15 protein-coding genes are annotated in these 17814 nt (G+C 56.7%); 10 read left to right on the top strand and 5 right to left on the bottom strand.

Going from position 1 to position 17814, the window contains the following annotated elements:
- Positions 1–356 precede the first annotated feature (356 nt).
- The 8 genes from AB5Y71_RS14630 to AB5Y71_RS14595 all read left to right on the top strand — a co-directional run bounded on the left by AB5Y71_RS14630 (position 357) and on the right by AB5Y71_RS14595 (position 10127).
- A complete protein-coding gene (locus AB5Y71_RS14630) occupies positions 357–1991 on the top strand; it encodes an anthranilate synthase component 1 (protein WP_368171880.1) in 1635 nt (544 codons plus the stop codon).
- Positions 1984–2583 carry an aminodeoxychorismate/anthranilate synthase component II gene (locus AB5Y71_RS14625; RefSeq protein WP_368171879.1) on the top strand — a complete coding sequence of 200 codons (600 nt, stop codon included), beginning with the start codon at positions 1984–1986 and terminating at the stop codon, positions 2581–2583. Before AB5Y71_RS14630 ends, AB5Y71_RS14625 begins: the two co-directional genes overlap by 8 nt.
- Before the next feature lie 10 nt (positions 2584–2593).
- Complete coding sequence (trpD, locus tag AB5Y71_RS14620; protein ID WP_368171878.1) at positions 2594–3607, top strand: anthranilate phosphoribosyltransferase; 1014 nt, start codon at positions 2594–2596, stop codon at positions 3605–3607.
- Positions 3607–5103, top strand: coding sequence for a bifunctional indole-3-glycerol-phosphate synthase TrpC/phosphoribosylanthranilate isomerase TrpF (trpCF, locus tag AB5Y71_RS14615; RefSeq protein WP_368171877.1), 1497 nt, complete (start codon positions 3607–3609; stop codon positions 5101–5103). The genes trpD and trpCF overlap by 1 nt, the downstream gene beginning before the upstream one ends.
- Before the next feature lie 76 nt (positions 5104–5179).
- Entirely contained in the window at positions 5180–6388 is a 1209-nt protein-coding gene (gene trpB / locus AB5Y71_RS14610; protein ID WP_159163166.1) for a tryptophan synthase subunit beta, read from the top strand.
- Positions 6385–7191, top strand: coding sequence for a tryptophan synthase subunit alpha (trpA, locus tag AB5Y71_RS14605; RefSeq protein WP_043851420.1), 807 nt, complete (start codon positions 6385–6387; stop codon positions 7189–7191). The genes trpB and trpA overlap by 4 nt, the downstream gene beginning before the upstream one ends.
- A 695-nt stretch (positions 7192–7886) precedes the next feature.
- Complete coding sequence (locus tag AB5Y71_RS14600; protein ID WP_368171876.1) at positions 7887–8957, top strand: hypothetical protein; 1071 nt, start codon at positions 7887–7889, stop codon at positions 8955–8957.
- A 192-nt stretch (positions 8958–9149) separates the two neighbouring features.
- Positions 9150–10127, top strand: a complete 978-nt coding sequence (locus AB5Y71_RS14595) for a hypothetical protein (RefSeq protein WP_368171875.1) — start codon at positions 9150–9152, stop codon at positions 10125–10127.
- 14 nt (positions 10128–10141) lie between these two features.
- On the opposite strand, the gene AB5Y71_RS14590 is transcribed toward AB5Y71_RS14595, so the two are convergent.
- Positions 10142–10687: a metal-dependent hydrolase gene (locus AB5Y71_RS14590; protein ID WP_368171874.1), complete on the bottom strand. Its 546-nt coding sequence runs from the start codon at positions 10685–10687 to the stop codon at positions 10142–10144.
- Positions 10688–10898: 211 nt separating this feature from the next.
- On the opposite strand from AB5Y71_RS14590, the gene AB5Y71_RS14585 reads away from it, so the two are divergent.
- Positions 10899–11675 carry a BPL-N domain-containing protein gene (locus tag AB5Y71_RS14585; protein WP_368171873.1) on the top strand — a complete coding sequence of 259 codons (777 nt, stop codon included), beginning with the start codon at positions 10899–10901 and terminating at the stop codon, positions 11673–11675.
- Positions 11676–11857: 182 nt separating this feature from the next.
- On the opposite strand, the gene AB5Y71_RS14580 is transcribed toward AB5Y71_RS14585, so the two are convergent.
- Positions 11858–12007 (bottom strand): hypothetical protein, encoded by a 150-nt coding sequence (locus AB5Y71_RS14580; RefSeq protein WP_005338159.1) that lies wholly within the window; start codon positions 12005–12007, stop codon positions 11858–11860.
- 444 nt (positions 12008–12451) lie between these two features.
- On the opposite strand from AB5Y71_RS14580, the gene AB5Y71_RS14575 reads away from it, so the two are divergent.
- The gene (locus tag AB5Y71_RS14575) at positions 12452–14551 is read left to right on the top strand and encodes a hypothetical protein (RefSeq protein WP_368171872.1); all 2100 of its coding nucleotides are present in this window, start codon (positions 12452–12454) and stop codon (positions 14549–14551) included.
- Positions 14552–14638: 87 nt separating this feature from the next.
- On the opposite strand, the gene AB5Y71_RS14570 is transcribed toward AB5Y71_RS14575, so the two are convergent.
- The 3 genes from AB5Y71_RS14570 to arsB form a co-directional block, all read right to left on the bottom strand.
- Positions 14639–15847 (bottom strand): NupC/NupG family nucleoside CNT transporter, encoded by a 1209-nt coding sequence (locus AB5Y71_RS14570; RefSeq protein ID WP_139443907.1) that lies wholly within the window; start codon positions 15845–15847, stop codon positions 14639–14641.
- A 358-nt stretch (positions 15848–16205) separates the two neighbouring features.
- Positions 16206–16631 (bottom strand): glutaredoxin-dependent arsenate reductase, encoded by a 426-nt coding sequence (arsC, locus tag AB5Y71_RS14565; protein ID WP_080741219.1) that lies wholly within the window; start codon positions 16629–16631, stop codon positions 16206–16208.
- Positions 16632–16692: 61 nt separating this feature from the next.
- Positions 16693–17757: an ACR3 family arsenite efflux transporter gene (gene arsB / locus AB5Y71_RS14560; RefSeq protein ID WP_019445633.1), complete on the bottom strand. Its 1065-nt coding sequence runs from the start codon at positions 17755–17757 to the stop codon at positions 16693–16695.
- Between the last annotated feature and the right edge of the window lie 57 nt (positions 17758–17814).

Raw genomic sequence — 17814 nt, 5'->3', positions numbered from 1 at the left:
TTTTCTGTAGGCACTTCATTGCAAACATCTTTTTACAGGACTTTATCATGCAAACGACTTCCATCCTGACCATTTGGTGGTGGCACACTCCCTGACATGCGGGCGTGTGGTCGTTGCTGTACCTGTAAACTGACAGCAAATTAAGAACCCAAAGAAAAAGCCCGCTGACCCCAGCGGGCTTTTTTATTATCCGGCAAATGGAGCTGTGATGAAACCGAGAATTCAGACAAGCGTAATGACCAGGCGATGGCGCCCCTGCTGAAACCGCCAGAACCCACCTCATTTTCAAGGCACTTTTTCAAGGTATTAGACGTCATGAACATCGGTAACACGCATCACACGCAAGGGAACGCACTATGACAGCCACGCACCGCCTTCCTCTGGGTGAATTCGATACCCTCAAACTCAACGCCCCCTATGTGGCCGATCCACTGGCGCTCTACAGCGAGTTTTGCCAGGAGCGCCCCAACACCCTGCTGCTGGAATCGGTCGAGATCGACTCCAAGGCAGGCAAACAGAGCCTGCTGCTGGTCGATGCCTGTCTGCGCATCGAGTGCCGCGGCCGCACCGTGCGGGTGCGCAGCCTCAATGACAATGGCGCCCAGTTGCAGAGCCTGCTGACCGAGCGCCTGCCCGCCGCCGTTATCCAGAGCATGGTGGCCGGCGAGCTGCAACTCGACTTCCCGGCCTCCGATCGGGAGCAGGATGAAGATTCCCGCCTCAAGGGGATCAGCGTGCTGGACGTGCTGCGCACCCTGCAGCGGGAGCTCGATTGCCAGCTCGGCAAAGAGGCGCTCTTTATGGCGGGCAGCTTCGCCTACGACCTCATCGCATCCTTTGAAGATCTGCCCGAAGTACCGGAGGGGAGCAACAACTGCCCCGACTACTGCTTCTACGTGGCCGAAACCCTGATCACCATCGACCATATCGAGCGCACCACCCAGCTTATTGCCTGCATCTTTGGCGGCGACAGCGACGAGAGCCGGGTAGAGGACAGATACCACCGCCTGAGCGAGCGCCTCGCCCGGTTCAAGCAAGCCTGCCAGCAGGCGCCGCAACAGGAGCCGGTAACGCCAGCCCTGAGTGGCGGCATCAGCGTGGACAAGAGCGACAAGCAGTTTTGCGCCGAGGTGGAGAAGCTCAAAGGCTTTATCCGCCGTGGCGACATCTTCCAGGTGGTGCCGTCCCGCTGCTTCTCCCTGCCCTGCCCAAGCCCGCTGGCCGCCTATCGCCGCCTCAAGCAGACCAACCCCAGCCCCTACATGTTCTACGTGCAGGATGAGGGCTTCACCCTGTTTGGTGCCTCGCCGGAGAGCGCGGTGAAATTCTGCGCCGCCAGCCGCGATGTGGAGATGTACCCCATCGCCGGTACCCGCCGCCGCGGCTTCAACCCGGATGGCAGCATCAACCGGGATCTCGACGGCCGCATCGAACTGGAACTGCGTCAGGACGAAAAAGAGGTGGCCGAGCACCTGATGCTGGTAGATCTGGGCCGCAACGACATCGCCCGCATCTCGGAACCGGGCACCCGTTACGTCAAGGAGCTGCTGAAAGTGGATCGCTACAGCCACGTGATGCATCTGGTCTCCAAGGTGGTCGGCACCCTGCGTTCCGACCTTGACGCCCTGCACGCCTATCAGGCCTGCATGAATATGGGCACTCTCACCGGCGCCCCCAAGATCCGCGCCAGCGAGCTCATTCGCATGGTGGAAGGCAAGCGCCGCGGCAGCTACGGCGGCGCGGTCGGCTACATCAACGGTGCCGGCGAGATGGATACCTGCATCGTCATCCGCTCCGCCTTTGTCAAAGATGGCGTGGCCCACGTGCAGGCCGGTGCCGGGGTGGTCTATGACTCCAAACCCCAGGCCGAAGCGGACGAAACCCGCGCCAAGGCGGCCGCCGTGCTGGCCGCCATCGCCGCCAGCCATGGCACCTCCCTGCAAGCCCTGAGCGCCCAGCAGGAGCAACATAAGGACGTGAGCCATGACTAACATCTTCCTGCTCGATAACTTCGATTCGTTTACCTACAACCTCGTCGATCAGTTTCGCTCCCTCGGCTATCCGGTGCGGATCTACCGCAACAGCCTGCCGGCGAGCCGCATCATGAGCGAGATCGCCGCCTGCAAAGGGGACGCCGTGCTGGTGCTCTCGCCGGGCCCGGGTGCCCCCCACGAGGCGGGCTGCCTGATTGATCTGATCAAACTGGCCCGCGGTCAGGTGCCCATCCTCGGCATCTGCCTCGGTCATCAGGCCCTGTGCGAAGCCTACGGCGGCACCGTCGGCGCGGCGGGCGAGATCGTCCACGGCAAGCGCTCCCTGATTGAGCACAACGGCCACGGCGCCTTCGCCGGTCTGCCGAGCCCGCTGCCGGTAGCCCGCTACCACTCGCTGGTCGCCACCTATGTACCGGAAGAGCTGACGGTGATTGCCCACTATCAGGGCATGCCCATGGCCATCGAGCAGCAGGATGAGCGGGTACTGGGCTTCCAGTTCCACCCGGAATCCATCATGACCTCGGAAGGGGCCCGCCTGCTGACTCAGGCGCTCGCCCATATCACCCGTCCAGAAAGCAGCGTGCGGTAAGGAGACCAACATGCATCATCATCTCAACACCCTCTATCAGGGTCAGTCTCTGAGCCGTGAAAGTACCCGCGACGCCTTCGGCCAGGTGGTACGTGGCGAAGTGGACCCCATAGTTCTCGCCAGCCTCTTGACCGCCCTCAAGATCAAGGGGGAGACCCCCGAGGAGATCGCCGGCGCCGCTGAAGCGTTGCTGGCAGAAGCGCGCGACTTCCCGCATCCGGATTATGAGTTTTGCGACATCGTCGGCACCGGTGGCGATGGCCTCAACACCATCAACGTCTCCACCACTTCGGCGCTGGTCGCCGCCGCCTGCGGCCTGAAAGTGGCCAAGCACGGCAACCGCTCGGTCTCGAGCAAGTCGGGTTCGAGCGACCTGCTCGACAAGATGGGCATCAAGCTCGACATGAGCCCAGCGCAGGCGCGCCGCTGTCTGGACGAGCTCGGCATCTGCTTCCTGTTCGCCCCCCAGTACCACGCCGGGGTGCGCCATGCCATGCCGGTACGCCAAGCCCTCAAGACCCGCACCCTGTTCAATGTGCTGGGGCCGCTTATCAACCCGGCTCGCCCCACCTATCAGCTGATGGGAGTCTATGCCCCCGAGTTGGTGCGTCCCATCGCAGAAACCCTGCTGGCACTGGGGCTGAAAACCGGTATGGTGGTGCACGGTGCCGGGCTGGATGAAATTGCCATCCACGGCCCGACCCAGGTGGCCCAGATCCGTGACGGCGAGATCCGCGAATTTATGATCACCCCGGCTGACTTTGGCCTGGAGACCTATCCGGTCAGCGCCATTCAGGGCGGGGAACCGGAAGAGAACCGCGCCATCACCGCCGCCATTCTGGAAGGGCGTGGCACCCCGGCCCACAACGCCGCCATCGCCGCCAACGTGGCACCGCTGCTGCTGATGGCGGGCAAGGCGAAGGATCTCAAGAGCGCGGCCGCTGAGGTGCTGGCAGTGCTGGCCAGTGGCAAGACAGCGGATCTGGCCGCTCGGCTGGCTACTCTGAGCCATCAGGAGGCATGATGTCAGCCACCACGTTGCACAACAGTCATTCAGAACGCCCGCAGGGCAAGAGCCAGTTTCGCAAGGATAACGAGATGTCAGACCTTATTGCCCCCCATGCTTTTCTGAACATGGCCTCCATCAGCCAGACCATCCTCGGCAAGATCGTGGCGGCCAAGCAGGAGTGGGTCGCCGCCCGCAAGCTGACCCAGCCGCTGGAGAGCTTCCAGAGCGCGCTGACCCCAAGCGATCGGGATTTCGTCGGGGCGCTCAAGGCGGGCTCCACCCGCTTTATTCTGGAGTGCAAGAAGGCCTCCCCCTCCAAGGGCTTGATCCGCGACGACTTCAGCCCGGAGGCGATCGCCGACATCTATGGCAAATACGCCACCGCCATCTCGGTGCTGACCGACGAGAAGTTCTTTCAGGGGGATTTCGCCTTTTTGCCGCGGGTGCGCAGCCGCGTCAGCCAGCCGGTGCTCTGCAAGGATTTCATGATTGACCCCTATCAGGTCTATCTGGCCCGCCACTATCAAGCGGACGCCATCCTCTTGATGCTCTCGGTGCTCACCGACGAGGGCTATCGCGCCCTGTTCGCGGTGGCCAAAGAGTTGGGTCTTGGCGTGCTGACCGAGGTGAGCAACGAAGAAGAGCTGACCCGCGCCATCGCCCTTGGCGCGCCGGTGATTGGTATCAACAACCGGGATCTGCGCGACTTGAGCGTCGATCTCAACCGCACCAAACAGCTGGCCAAAGATATTCCGAGCGATCGGGTAGTGATCAGCGAATCCGGCATCAACCACCGCGCTCAGGTGGCGGATCTGCGCCACCACGCCAAGGGCTTTCTGGTGGGCTCATCCCTGATGGCCGAGCCGGATCTGGAGGCTGCGGTGCGCAAGCTCACTCTGGGCCAGAACAAGGTGTGTGGCCTCACCCGCGCCGAGGATGCCGCCGCCGCCCATCAGGCGGGGGCGGTATTCGGTGGCCTGATCTTTGTTTCCAAAAGCCCGCGCTATGTGGACATTCCCGCCGCCCGCGCCGTGATGGCGGGCGCACCGCTCTCCTATGTAGGGGTATTTCGCAACGCCCAGCCCGCCACCATCGTCAAGACGGTGGAGGCGCTGGGGCTCGCCGCGGTGCAGCTGCACGGGGATGAAGATGCCGCCTATATCGAGGGATTGCGCGCGCTGCTGCCGACTGGCTGCCAGCTATGGAAAGCGGTTGGAGTCACAAGTGGCGAACCGCTGCCCGCCCTCGATTATCCGGCCGATCGCCTGCTGCTGGATACCAAAGTGGGCAGCCAGAGCGGCGGTACCGGTCAGGCATTTGACTGGGCCATGCTGGCCAATCTCGATAAAGCCAAGCTGCTGCTGGCGGGCGGCCTTAATCCCGACAACGCCCTGCAGGCGGCGCAAGTGGGCTGCCTCGGCCTTGATTTCAACTCCGGGGTAGAGAGTGCCCCGGGCCAGAAGGATGCGCACAAGATTGCAGCCGCCTTCGGCGCACTGCGCCAACTGTGAAAAAGCGCTGCGAACCCGCTCAACAAATGCACCAAATGAATGAATCGCTTAAGCCTATAAATACAAGGAATAGTCTATGACCCTGCTCAACCCGTTTTTCGGTGAATTTGGTGGCATGTATGTGCCCCAAATCCTTATCCCGGCCCTGCTCCAGCTGGAGAAAGCCTTTGTCGATGCCAAGGATGATCCGGCCTTTATCGCCGAGTTTCAGTCCCTGCTGACCGAGTATGCCGGTCGCCCGACCCCGCTCACCCTGACTCGCAATCTGACCAAGGGCACCAAGACTCGCCTCTATCTGAAACGCGAAGACCTGCTGCACGGCGGCGCCCACAAGACCAACCAGGTGCTGGGGCAAGCGCTGCTGGCCAAGCGGATGGGCAAGAGCGAGATCATCGCCGAGACCGGCGCTGGCCAGCACGGTGTCGCCACCGCGCTGGCCTGCGCCCTGCTCGGCCTCAAGTGCCGGGTCTATATGGGCGCCAAGGATTGCGAGCGCCAGAAGCCCAACGTCTTTCGCATGAAGCTGATGGGCGCTACCGTCATTCCGGTGCACTCCGGCTCCAGCACCCTGAAAGATGCCTGCAACGAGGCGCTGCGCGACTGGGCCGCCAACTACGAGTCGGCCCACTACCTGCTCGGCACCGCCGCCGGCCCGCACCCCTTCCCCACTATCGTGCGGGAGTTCCAGAAGATGATCGGCGAAGAGGCCAAGGCCCAGTGCTTCGAGAAAGAAGAGCGCTTGCCCGATGCGGTGATCGCCTGCGTCGGCGGCGGTTCCAACGCCATCGGTATGTTTGCCGACTTTATTGATGAGCCGTCGGTGCGCCTCATCGGCGTCGAACCGGGTGGTCACGGTATCGAGAGTGGCGAGCACGGTGCGCCGCTCGGTCACGGCAGCAAGGGGGTCTTCTTTGGCATGCACTCCTATCTGATGCAGGACAATCAGGGCCAGATTCAGGAGTCCTACTCCGTCTCGGCGGGGCTCGACTTCCCCTCCGTCGGCCCGCAGCACGCCCACCTGGCCGCCATCGGCCGTGCCGAGTACCCCTCGGTGACCGACAAGGAGGCGCTGGACGCCTTCCAGGAACTGGCCAAATCCGAAGGCATCATACCGGCGCTGGAGTCCTCCCACGCGCTGGCCCACGCCCTCAAGATGGCCCGCAGTGAACCGGAGAAAGAGCAGGTGCTCATCGTCAACCTATCCGGCCGTGGCGACAAAGATATCTTCACCGTGGCTGACATCTTGGAAACAGAAAGCATCGAGAAAGAAGGAACCTTGTCATGAATCGTTACGCACAACTCTTCTCCCGTCTGGACGCGGCCAATCAGGGCGCCTTTGTGCCGTTCGTGATGCTGGGTGACCCGACACCCGAATTGTCGCTGGCCATCGTCGATGCGCTGGTGGAAGGGGGTGCCGATGCCCTCGAACTCGGCATTCCCTTCTCCGATCCGGTCGCGGACGGCCCCACCATTCAGGGCGCCGCACTGCGCGCCTTTGCCAGCCACACCACCCCGGACGACTGCTTCGAGCTGCTTGGCCGCATCCGCGCCAAGTACCCGCAGCTGCCCATTGGCCTCTTGGTCTACGCCAACCTGGTCTATGTGCGTAAAATCGACGGCTTCTACGAGAAGTGCCAGCAGGCGGGCGTGGATTCGGTGCTGGTCGCCGACGTGCCGGTGCAGATGTGCGCCCCCTACAAGGCGGCCGCCGACAAGTTCGGTATCGACAGCATCTTTATCGCCCCGCCCAATGGCGACGCCGAGACCCTGAAACAAGTGGCGGAGCTCGGCAATGGTTACACCTATCTGGTCAGCCGCGCCGGTGTCACCGGTGCCGAGACCAAGGCCGGCATGCCGGTGGAGGGACTGATCAACACCTTGCGCGAGTTCAATGCCCCCCCCGCCCTGCTCGGCTTTGGCATCAGCGAACCAGCTCAGGTGCGTGAAGCGATCGCCGCTGGCGCCGCCGGTGCCATCTCCGGCTCCGCCGTGGTGAAGATCATCGAGACCCACCACCAGAACCCGGAGCATATGCTCACTCGTCTGAAAGAGTTTGTGGAAGGGATGAAGGCTGCGACCAATCGATAAGGTTGGAAATCGGGTCAGATGGTTGTGACCCTGATCTGCCAGTTCGCATAACCACGTAAAAGGGAGCCTGACCGGCTCCCTTTCTTTTTATCTCGCTCGCACCCGCTTGCAGCTCTGGGCGTCTTGCCCCCTCTCCCTCCGGGAGAGAGCTGGGGTGATGGTAGCTTTACATTCCCTGCCAAATGACTTGATCACCCAAAGCACAACCGATGACTAATTTATTGATCCAACACAGATTCCCGCCAAAACACGCTTCTCAACGCACCACCCTCCCCCTTAAGATAGCCAAACGACAATCCCTCTCTCGGGAGCGCACCATGGCTGCGATTGTTGCTATCTCGCAGGTTAACAGCAGCAAACTGGGGGCTGTCACTCAGGGGCGGTAGCGTGGTTTTTACAGGTTGGCGCAGCACGTAGCGAAGCCCAACAGGAGAGCATTATTGCACCAACCGGATCGGGATAAAAAAGATGTGGTAGATCGGTAAAACAAATTTACAGATATATTCTCGGTAAACGTTGGGCTTCACTTCGTTCAGCACCAACCTACGATTTTTAGCCCAACATACGCGATGGTAATATTTTTATTTTTATCGTCGTAACTATCAGAGCAGGACTGAGTTATACGGAAGGCTATGCTATTGAGTTAGTATCGTCTTACATCTAATCACCGTTATATTATTAAATAGAAGTATAAAATGAGTTTAGATTTGTACTTAAAAGAAGAAAAGAATAAGATTATTAAAAAAATCCAAGAAGCTAATTACCCTAAGCAACATCCATTCTTAGATGATAAATTTGAGGGGGATTTTTATCATCTTATTTTATCTATTTTTATGAAGTTCACTAATAGTGAAGTAATAGTAGATGATCTGATATTTAAAAAATTAAATGGGAAAGTCGCAGGAAAATATGACCACAATAGATTTCAAGAAGGGATTGGTGAGTTTAATGTTCTTTATTATCTTTTTTGTTGTTTTTTATTAAAAACTAACAATGATAATGTTGCACTGAAGGGCGTATACTATGAACCGCCAGCATTTGTAAAAGATAAAACTCTTGAGTATGCTCTTGACTTAAAGCTTGGAAATGGTTCTGCTTTAGTCGCTGTCGAAGTTAAAACTATTGAAACAGCACCTGAATATCGTGAAGAATCAAGTTTGAAAATCGGTTGCAAATATGTAAAGCCATTTTTTAGCGGTGTTTCTCTAGATCATTTATCGGAAAGAGACGATTATAACAACCTAACTTTATTAAAGGCTTCTACTCACTATCGGCAATTATCTAAAAATATTAAAAAGATAAATAAAAAATTCCGTTATGAGACAGCTGTTATAAATCTTGGAGTCGTTGTTTTTCAATATGCAACCAGTATGGATGAGTTGTTTTCATACTTATACCACCCTGTGAATGGCATTTATATAAAGAACCCAGAACACTTTGAAAACTTAGATGCATTAGTATTCTTTTCTTTAACCCCCACTCCTGATTTGATGTTTAGTGATCTATATGAAAAGAACCATGTATTAACTATGCGCCTCACAAATGAAGATTGGAAAATATATATGCTAGACTTTTTAAGATTAGATAATTATATTTTCAAAAATAATGTAGTGGAGGATTGGGTGCTACCATACGTTGAAAAAGAGTATGGAATTTTTGAGTATCGACTAGCCAATGGATTGCTATTCTTCATTAATGAAGAAGATGACATTGAAAAAGCTGATAAACATGCTGAAGAATTGAGTAAAAAAATGAAAGGGTTGTGATAACTAAACAAGATAATGGTGATAAAATAAAAATATAACAAACATTAGGAACCCTGTCTTTTCGAGCAAGACATATCATAGCCAATACTCAAGAAGATGGAAGAATAATCTTTATGGCGGTAATTAAGGCTGACCTGAGCCGGTTGAATCACAACCACCGTCACCAACTTATCGTCGGTCAAAAGGATTTATATGATAGAACCTATAGTTTATATTAGTCCTGCATTTCGAGGAGGACTCATTCCTTCTGATTTATTTAGAACAGAAGCAACAATTATGTTTGATGTTTCTTGCGACATGGTCATACATGGCGGAATAATATTCCATATAGAATATGAAGAATTCATTCTCTCCATAAGCTTTCAAAATAATTCAATCGTATTCCAAAGAAATGATACCGTTTCTGTTTTAGAACTTAACGAGTTTATTTATCTCTCTGCTGATATCCGAACATTTGTTATTTGGTCAACTTCAAGCATCACCCTTAACTGTGGAATAAATAGAGAGCCCCGCAAACATTATGAGATAAAAACAAAATCTGTCGCCCCACCTGTCGAACTTTTACGCTGGGCAAGAAAGAATAGTCTTTTAAATAAAGACATCTATCATTCAGAGGAGGAGTTTCGGAACAGGGTATATTCATCTTTATCATCTATCAACGATAAAATCAGCGAAGCTAATGCATATAAATCATTTTGGAATATCGAGTACAAAGGGCAAAAAATAATATCTAGAAAACCCAAAATAGAGGTTGACTTACAGCCAGTCATTCACTGTATGTTGTCTGATCAAATGCTATTAAGTAATATCGAAATCATTCCAGAATATGGTGCTGGCGTTGGTAATATCGATTTTGTTTTAATCGCATCAGTCAAAGATCGTGGAATGGTAAGGCTCTGCGTGGAATTCAAACTAGCTCACTCTAAAGATCTAGCTCATGGTCTCATTCAACAACTACCAGCATATATGGCTTCTACAAAATCTAAATATGGTGCTTACTGTATTTTGAGTTTCAAAGGTGAGTGGTTCGACAAGCCAAATATTGGCGATGATATAGACATCCAAGATCATGTAAATAAAATTAGCATTAGGGATAACAGCCCAGTTTTAGATAACATAAGAACATTTATTTTCGACATGACAAAACCTATAACAGCCAGCAAAATTTAATCATAAAAAAGGGCTCACATTTTTAAGATAAAATCAGGCCCCCACACCCGCCATCCCATCAATACCAGCATCAATACAACCCCCGGCAGCCAGACCCAGTAGAGCTCGGAGAGGATCACCGCTTCACCTCGAGCGGTGAGATAGGCCTCCAGCTTGAAGGGGGCGACCCGGATCACCTGCCAGGGGGCGAAGAAACGCTCGTCCCGCCACGGCCAGAGCCAGCCAACCCCCTTGCCGCCGGTGGTGAGCGAATCGAGCAAGCTGTGGGAGAGCAGAGAGACCAGCAGAAACGACCAGACGGTGGCGGCACTGGCCTTAAGCTGGCGGTGAAACAGCATGGCCAGCGTGGGCAGGACAAAGGCGAACAGCAGGGAGTGGGTAAAGCCGCGGTGGCCAAAGACATGGCCATAGGCGACCCCCAGTTTGAAGGCGAGCACATCGGCATCGGGCAGCATGGCAATGGCAACTCCTGCCAACAGCAGGCGCGGCGGAATAATGCGGCCGCCCAGCCCCAGTCCAAGGCAGAGAGGCACGGCGGCGTGGGTAACTATGGTGGGCATAGAATAAAGCTCCAACTGAAAACGTGAGCCTACCCCCGCTCGGTGAAGTGAAGGTGAAGTGCGCCCACTGTATTGGCTCGCTGTTTGCTAAACGCAGGCCCAATCAGCGTTGGCGCGTTAACTTGAAATGTTCATTTAACAGCGGCTGACATACAGAGCGGGATCGTGATAAGTACTCTCTTCGATTCACATCACAGGGATAGTGGCAGCGATGAATGTATCAAAAAGCATCGTGCGGATTGCGAGCGTTATCAGCCTTTGGTTAGTGACTGGATGCATGGCAGAGGCCGCCTCTGCGCAGCCGCAGCAAGAGCCGTACGCGCTGATCTATAACGGGCCGGTTTCTGATGGGGATAGCACCAGAGCGATTGCGGATGTGGTCAGGCAGGTGGGCTTGCCAGTGAGGTATCTCTCCAATATCGAGGCGCTGCCTGCAGAGCTCGATAATGCCAGGGTGTTTATCGTTGGCGGCACTGAGGACGATGTTGAGCCGCTCCTCAACGCCTTCACCGCGGACGCGCGTTCGGCATTAAAAACCTATTTGCAGAATGGTGGCCGCTACCTCGGGATCTGTGGGGGTGCCTTTGTGGCATCTACCGGCTGGTCTGAAGAAGAGGGCTTTGTGCCGGCGCTGGGCCTTGTTCCTGCGACATCCGATGATTATGACGGCGACTTTAGCGCCAGGATCTTCCCGATCAGCTGGCTTGGTGAAGAGCGCCAGATGTATTACCAGGCCGGCCCGCAATTTACGCCGGTGCCAAGCCCCGAGCAGGTCAAGGTCATCGCCCATTTTCAAAACCATCATATTGCCGCGCTTATCAGCTCATACGGCAAAGGCAAGGTGGCCGTTTCCGGGCCACACCCCGAAGCCCCCGAATCGTGGAAAGAGAATGCGGTGGATGGCGACAAGATGGAGTCGAATATTCATCTGGCTGCAGGACTCGTTAACGAGTTGCTCTCCGAAGAGCCCGTCACCCATTCGAAGTAGTCGCGCCCCTACGCCCCTGGATGTGACCCCATTGCTCGGCCCGGAAGTCAGGCCATCCAATCGGCCGCAATCCATAAAAAAACCACCGACCTGCAAAAGGTCGGTGGTTTTTTTATCGGTGGTAGATAACGGGTAGCCGATACAAAGGGTTCGCTACCTCAACTTTCGCCCGGGAACGAGCACTACTCTTCCTGCTCCTCCGGTTGTCTCTCCTCACCCCGTATCTGTAGCAGCTCCTCGACCCTGGCTTGCCACTTGTCGTGGGCCTGTTTGCGCTCCTGCTGCATAAATGCTTCTCGCATGGTGTCGATTTTCTGGTCAAGTGTTTCCATCAGAGTGTCTCCTTGTGTGACCGCGTAAAGACTGGCTGACGGCGCGTTGGCCAACCTGCTCCCCTAATCTGACACCGCTAATGCCGTTACTGCCCAATCAAATAATCGATTGGAAGTACGAAAACCAATCTAAAAATTCTTTTTCGTGTTTGTTCCACCATGCCAGCGCAAGGGAAACAGGCCGCTCAGAGCGGGATGATCCGGCGCGCGGCCAACACGTTGTTGAGTGTGGTCGCCCCCCTTTTCAGGGGAATGAGGCGCCGTTGCCCCATCCGTCCAGGGCGGGGTACCGGCTGATTTCCGGGGTGTTGCTGTGCCCATGATCACACAGTCACAACTCTCGCCCTCCTCTCACCGCGCCCCCGCTTTTTATCATCTAGAGTTACCGGGCAGTCCAAAAGCTGCTGATTTATATACATTCGCCGCCAAGAGGGATCTTTTTTCATGACCGAGCATATCGATCTGCTACCTATCAACACGGATGATGAGCAGGACGCAGGCAACCGTCACCTCTACTACACCGAAGGGGATCTGGCCCGCATTCTCGCCAATCTGGAGCAGCTGCGCCACGCGGTATTTCCGGCCGCCATCGGAGAGAGTGAAACGGGCACCACCGTGCCCCACAACTTTCCGTCCGTCTGTCTGGTGGGGCTGGGACGCTGCGGCTCCAACATCGCGCAGGATGTGGCCTCGCTGGTCTACAACGCCCGCAGCTTTTATCTCAATGAGTTCAACAGTGAAGAGCAACGCAAGCGGGAGAAGGAGTTTGGCCCGGTGAGCTGGATCCGGCGCAATCTGCGGCTGCCAAACAACGGGGCCCGGCCGGTCTTTCTGATCGAGCCCATGGTGATGCTGGGGGATCTGGACAAGGACATTGATGGCCGCATCCGCCACTCCAATCGCAGCGGCGAAGGTGGCTCCTTGCGTGACTACGCCAAGATGCGGGTGATGGACTTGTCGGAGATCCACGCGGGAGGAGCGGGTAACGCCCCCATCCTGGGCCAGTATCTGGCCAAGATCATCCTCAACAAGAGCCCCCACTACTTCGCCAACTCCGAGTGGCAGGCCATTCATACCTATCTGGTGGACTCCTGCGGCATCAAGGCCAACCAGTCCCGCCTCTATTTCTACATCTTCAGTGCCGGGGGCGGCACCGGCTCCGGCATGGCCTCCGAGTTCGGGCTGGCCCAGCAGTACTCCTACATGAGCAAGACCTTTTCGCCTCCGTCAGAAGAGGAGGAGCACCTCTCCCTCGGGGAGCACTTTATGTTCGATCCCATCTTCACCAGCGGCATCTGCATCCTGCCCAATATCTGTGATCGGGGTATCGAGATCTCGGAAGCGCTGCACATCAATGCCGGGCGTTTGCTGTGCAAGTATCTGGCCGAGGAGTGGGACTTCTCCTATCACTTCGACAACGAACAGGCTTGCGATGCCAGCATGCTCAAGCGGATCAGGCCCTGGAATGCCATGATGCTGATCTCCAACGACATCATGCGCTACGCCGAAGAGAGCGACGATGGCGAGATCCAGCATGTTGACGTCAACACCATGGAGAAGTACGCCAACCAGTACATCTCCCAGCAGATCTTCAACATTCTTACCGCTCAGGCCGTCACCACCGACTACGACGAGAACTACTTTCGCCGGGCGGGCATCGACATCAGCGAGACCATTCGGCTCGATGCCAACGACCTCTTTATGAGTCTGGCGGGGCCGGTGGCGGTGGCGTATGCCGAGTCCATCTCGCCCCCCGGCGGCCTGTTTGACAAGGAGGACGGGCTCAATGTGGACGATCTCTTCACCCGTTCCATCGAGCTGCCCCACTTCAACAAGATGACCCAGGCCATCGAGGGGATCAGTCTGCTGCCCATCGAGGCGGGCAACTATCGGGAGTATCTGGACGACTATGTGAAAAGCGGCCATGACCCGGCCCACCTCAACGAGCTGCACTTCTTCAAGAACTGCTCATCGGTGGTGTCGATCATCTCCCTGCCCAAGGAGTACAAGCTCTCCTATATGGATCTCAACCGGCTCAAGTCTCACCTCAACGGGCTCTTCCCCAATACCACCCTCAAGCGCTATGCGCTGGTCATCGGGGCGTCGGCCAACATCTCCCTCACCACCCTGATCGTCAAGAGCCCCTGCCTGAGCGATGACTTCCTGACCCTGATCGTGGCCTTTATCAAGCGCTGCTTTGCCAAGGATCACTATCGCTTCGATGAGCATCTGGACAAGGCAGTGATCGAGATGATCTGCAATGAAGAGTGGAACGATGCGCTGCTCGACAGCATGCTCAACGAGTTCGAGAACCCGGCCAAGATCCTCGATACCAACTGGTACGCTATCAAGCCCATGTATGAGAAGAAATATCGGGAGCTTATCCGCGAAAAAGAGAAGTTCGTCTCCATCAACGATATTCGCCTCAGCCGCGACTCGGTGAAAAAGGCGCTGCTCTATCTGCGGGAGATCTATCGCCACCGGGTCAGCAAGACCCGGATCCTCTCCCTCAACCCACGGCTGGGGGAAGCGAACGCTCGCTAGCACCCGGCCCATAAAGCCCCATAAAGCAAAGCGCCCGCCCCAGATGGGGCGGGCGCTTTTTTACTGGCGCAGCCTGGCTTTATCTCATCAGAGGGAGACAAAGATCCCGGCCAGGGTGGCGCTCATCAGGTTGGCCAGGGTCGCCGCCAACACCGCCTTGAAGCCCATATTGGCCACATCGTGACGACGCTCCGGTGCCATGGTACCGATGGAGCCGAGCTGCACCGCAATGGAGCCCAGATTGGCAAAACCGCACAGCGCGAAGGTGATGATGATCTGGGTGTGGGCGCTCAGGCCCTCCTTGATGTTGGCAAAGTCCAGATAGGCAACGAACTCGTTCATGATCACCTTCTGACCAATCAGGGATCCTGCCGCCATCATCTCGCTGGCGGGCACACCAATCAGCCAGGCCACCGGGGCAAACAGATAGCCCAGCAGCTGCTGCAGGGAGAGATCGGCCCAGCCGAACCACTCGCCGACGGTGGTGAGACCTGCGTTGATCATGGTAATGACGCTGACAAAGGCGAGCAGGATGGTGCCGATGGCCACGGCGATCTTCATGCCGCCCATGGCGCCGCCCGCCAGTGCGTCGATGGCGTTGCTGTAGTCACTCTTGTCGAGGGTGATCTCGGTCTGATCGCTCACCTGCTGCTGCTCCGGCACCAGCAGTTTGGCCATCAGCAGGCCACCCGGCGCCGCCATAAAGGAGGCGGCGATGAGGTATTTCAAATCCACACCCAGACCGGCGTAACCGCCCAGCACCGAGCCCGCCACCGAGGCCATGCCGCAGGTCATCACCGCAAAGAGTTCGGAGCGGGTCATACCGGCGAGGAAGGGACGGATCAGCAGCGGCGACTCCCCTTGCGACAGGAAGATGTTGCCGGTGGCCACCAGAGATTCGGCGCGGCTGGTGCCAAGCAGACGATGAATGGCACCGCCCAATACCCGGATCACCCACTGCATAATGCCGAAGTGGTAGAGCACCGCGATCAGCGCGCTGATAAAGATCACCAGCGGCAGCACCCGCACGGCGAAGATAAAGCCGTTGCTGGCGAGATCGCCAAACACGAAACGGATGCCACTGTCGGCAAAGCCGAGCAGGGCGGAGACGCCATTGCTCATGGCACCGAGCATGATTTGTCCGGGGGGAAAATAGAGCACCAGGGCAGCAAAACCGGTTTGCAGGGCGAGCGCACCCAGCACGGTTCGCCAGCGGATGGCTCGGCGGTTTTCACTCGCCAACCAGGCGATAAACATCAGGGCCAGCATACCGACCAGACTCAATAACAGTGTCATCTTGCACCTATGAAGAGAGGAGTTTCATATGGCAAGTCTGCAGACAGGCGTCGCGGGCGATCCGGCGGGAGAGGTGCCGACCCACGCGACACGCAGACCACAAACCTACAGGTTAGTGGCGGGTCCCATCCTGGGGTCATTCACGTTCCGGGTGACAGCATGTATCGGGTGACGCCAGCGCCGTCGCAGGGGGAGATGCGGCCGGGTGGCAGGTCGGGCGGCGATGGTACAGTGATCATCGTCACAGAAAAAGCGGTAAAACGATTAGCCGGAGTAACTTTTTCAACTTGTTCACACAACGAAACAGGGCCAGCGTGAAGCTGGCCCTGTTTCAATCCGTACTTGAGCGTTCAGATGATTACTTGAGGCGCTTGCCGCTTGCGTCCACCACCTGCTCGCCATCCTCCTTGGCGAAGGCCCCTTTTTGCTGATCGGGCAGAATATCGAGCACCACTTCTGACGGACGGCACAGTTTGGTGCCAAGCGGCGTGACCACGATGGGGCGGTTGATGAGGATGGGGTGGGCCAGCATGGCATCGATCAGTTCATCATCGCTGAAACGATCTTCCGCAAGCCCGAGCGCCTCGTAGGGGGGCACGTTCTTGCGCAGCAGATCCCGCACCGGCATGTCCATGGCGGCGATCAGCGCCACCAGCTGGTCACGGGAGGGGGGCGTCTCCAGATAGTGGATGACAGTGGGCTCCACGCCGCTGTTGCGGATCAGCTCCAGGGTGTTGCGGGAGGTACCACATTCCGGGTTGTGATAGATGGTGATTGCACTCATTTGCGTGTCTCTCATGAATCAAGTGAATAGAAAATGGATAGCATCAGTTCGCGGCCATCAGTTAACGGCCCAGCCCAGCTTCGTACCAGGGTTTGCTGGCGTTAACCACCCGCACCACCAGCAGCATGACCGGCACCTCGATCAGCACCCCGACCACGGTGGCGAGCGCCGCGCCGGAGTGAAAGCCGAACAGGCTGATGGCGGCGGCCACCGCCAACTCGAAGAAGTTGGATGCGCCGATCAGGGCGGAAGGACAGGCAACCGAGTGCTTCTCCCCCACCTTGCGGTTGAGCCAGTAAGCCAGCCCGGAGTTGAACAGCACCTGGATCAGGATCGGCACCGCCAACAGGGCGATAACCAGCGGCTGCTCGATGATGGCGTTGCCCTGAAAGGCGAACAGCAGCACCAGCGTGAGCAGCAGAGCCGCCACCGACCAGGGCTGGATGCGGGTCATGACGCCGTCAAAATGGGCCTCACCCTTTTTCAGCAAAGCCTTGCGCAGCAGTTGGGCGATGATGACCGGGATGACGATATAGAGCACCACAGAGGTAAGCAGGGTATCCCACGGCACTATGATGCTGGAGACCCCGAGCAGCAGCGCCACCAGCGGTGCGAAGGCAAACACCATGATGAGGTCGTTCACCGCCACCTGCGACAGGGTGAAGTAGGGATCGCCGTTGGTGAGACGACTCCAGACAAACACCATGGCGGTACAGGGGGCCGCCGCCAGCAGGATCAGCCCCGCTACGTAACTGTCGAGCTGATCTGCCGGCAGCCAGTCGGCAAACAGCACGCGGATAAAGAGCCAACCGAGAAAGGCCATGGAGAAGGGCTTGACCAGCCAGTTGATAAAGAGGGTGACCCCAATGCCCTTCATGTGGCCCTTCACCTGATGCAGGGCGCCAAAGTCGATCTTGAGCAGCATGGGGATGATCATCACCCAGATTAGCAGCCCCACCGGCAGGTTGACCTTGGCCACCTCCATGGCACCGATCGCCTTGAAGAGATCCGGCAAACCCTGCCCGAGCCCAATCCCCACCAGAATGCAGAGGGCGACCCAGGCGGTCAGATAACGTTCAAAAAAGCCGATGGCAGGCACGGCCTTGGCATCACATGTTGCAGACATCACAGCTCCCGATGCGGCGCAATCCCGCATCTTCTATTGGTTCAAAACAAGGGGTTA

Origin of the sequence: Aeromonas sp. R9-2, from assembly GCF_040908025.1 — a bacterium.
Classification (GTDB): domain Bacteria; phylum Pseudomonadota; class Gammaproteobacteria; order Enterobacterales; family Aeromonadaceae; genus Aeromonas; species Aeromonas veronii.
This window is presented reverse-complemented; position numbering and strand designations above follow the sequence as displayed.

Coding starts and splice junctions, on each gene's coding strand:
- AB5Y71_RS14630 (WP_368171880.1), top strand. CDS start 357: ATGACAGCCACGCACCGCCTTCCTCTGGGTGAATTCGATACCCTCAAA.
- AB5Y71_RS14625 (WP_368171879.1), top strand. CDS start 1,984: ATGACTAACATCTTCCTGCTCGATAACTTCGATTCGTTTACCTACAAC.
- trpD (WP_368171878.1), top strand. CDS start 2,594: ATGCATCATCATCTCAACACCCTCTATCAGGGTCAGTCTCTGAGCCGT.
- trpCF (WP_368171877.1), top strand. CDS start 3,607: ATGTCAGCCACCACGTTGCACAACAGTCATTCAGAACGCCCGCAGGGC.
- trpB (WP_159163166.1), top strand. CDS start 5,180: ATGACCCTGCTCAACCCGTTTTTCGGTGAATTTGGTGGCATGTATGTG.
- trpA (WP_043851420.1), top strand. CDS start 6,385: ATGAATCGTTACGCACAACTCTTCTCCCGTCTGGACGCGGCCAATCAG.
- AB5Y71_RS14600 (WP_368171876.1), top strand. CDS start 7,887: ATGAGTTTAGATTTGTACTTAAAAGAAGAAAAGAATAAGATTATTAAA.
- AB5Y71_RS14595 (WP_368171875.1), top strand. CDS start 9,150: ATGATAGAACCTATAGTTTATATTAGTCCTGCATTTCGAGGAGGACTC.
- AB5Y71_RS14590 (WP_368171874.1), bottom strand. CDS start 10,687: ATGCCCACCATAGTTACCCACGCCGCCGTGCCTCTCTGCCTTGGACTG.
- AB5Y71_RS14585 (WP_368171873.1), top strand. CDS start 10,899: ATGAATGTATCAAAAAGCATCGTGCGGATTGCGAGCGTTATCAGCCTT.
- AB5Y71_RS14580 (WP_005338159.1), bottom strand. CDS start 12,007: ATGGAAACACTTGACCAGAAAATCGACACCATGCGAGAAGCATTTATG.
- AB5Y71_RS14575 (WP_368171872.1), top strand. CDS start 12,452: ATGACCGAGCATATCGATCTGCTACCTATCAACACGGATGATGAGCAG.
- AB5Y71_RS14570 (WP_139443907.1), bottom strand. CDS start 15,847: ATGACACTGTTATTGAGTCTGGTCGGTATGCTGGCCCTGATGTTTATC.
- arsC (WP_080741219.1), bottom strand. CDS start 16,631: ATGAGTGCAATCACCATCTATCACAACCCGGAATGTGGTACCTCCCGC.
- arsB (WP_019445633.1), bottom strand. CDS start 17,757: ATGTCTGCAACATGTGATGCCAAGGCCGTGCCTGCCATCGGCTTTTTT.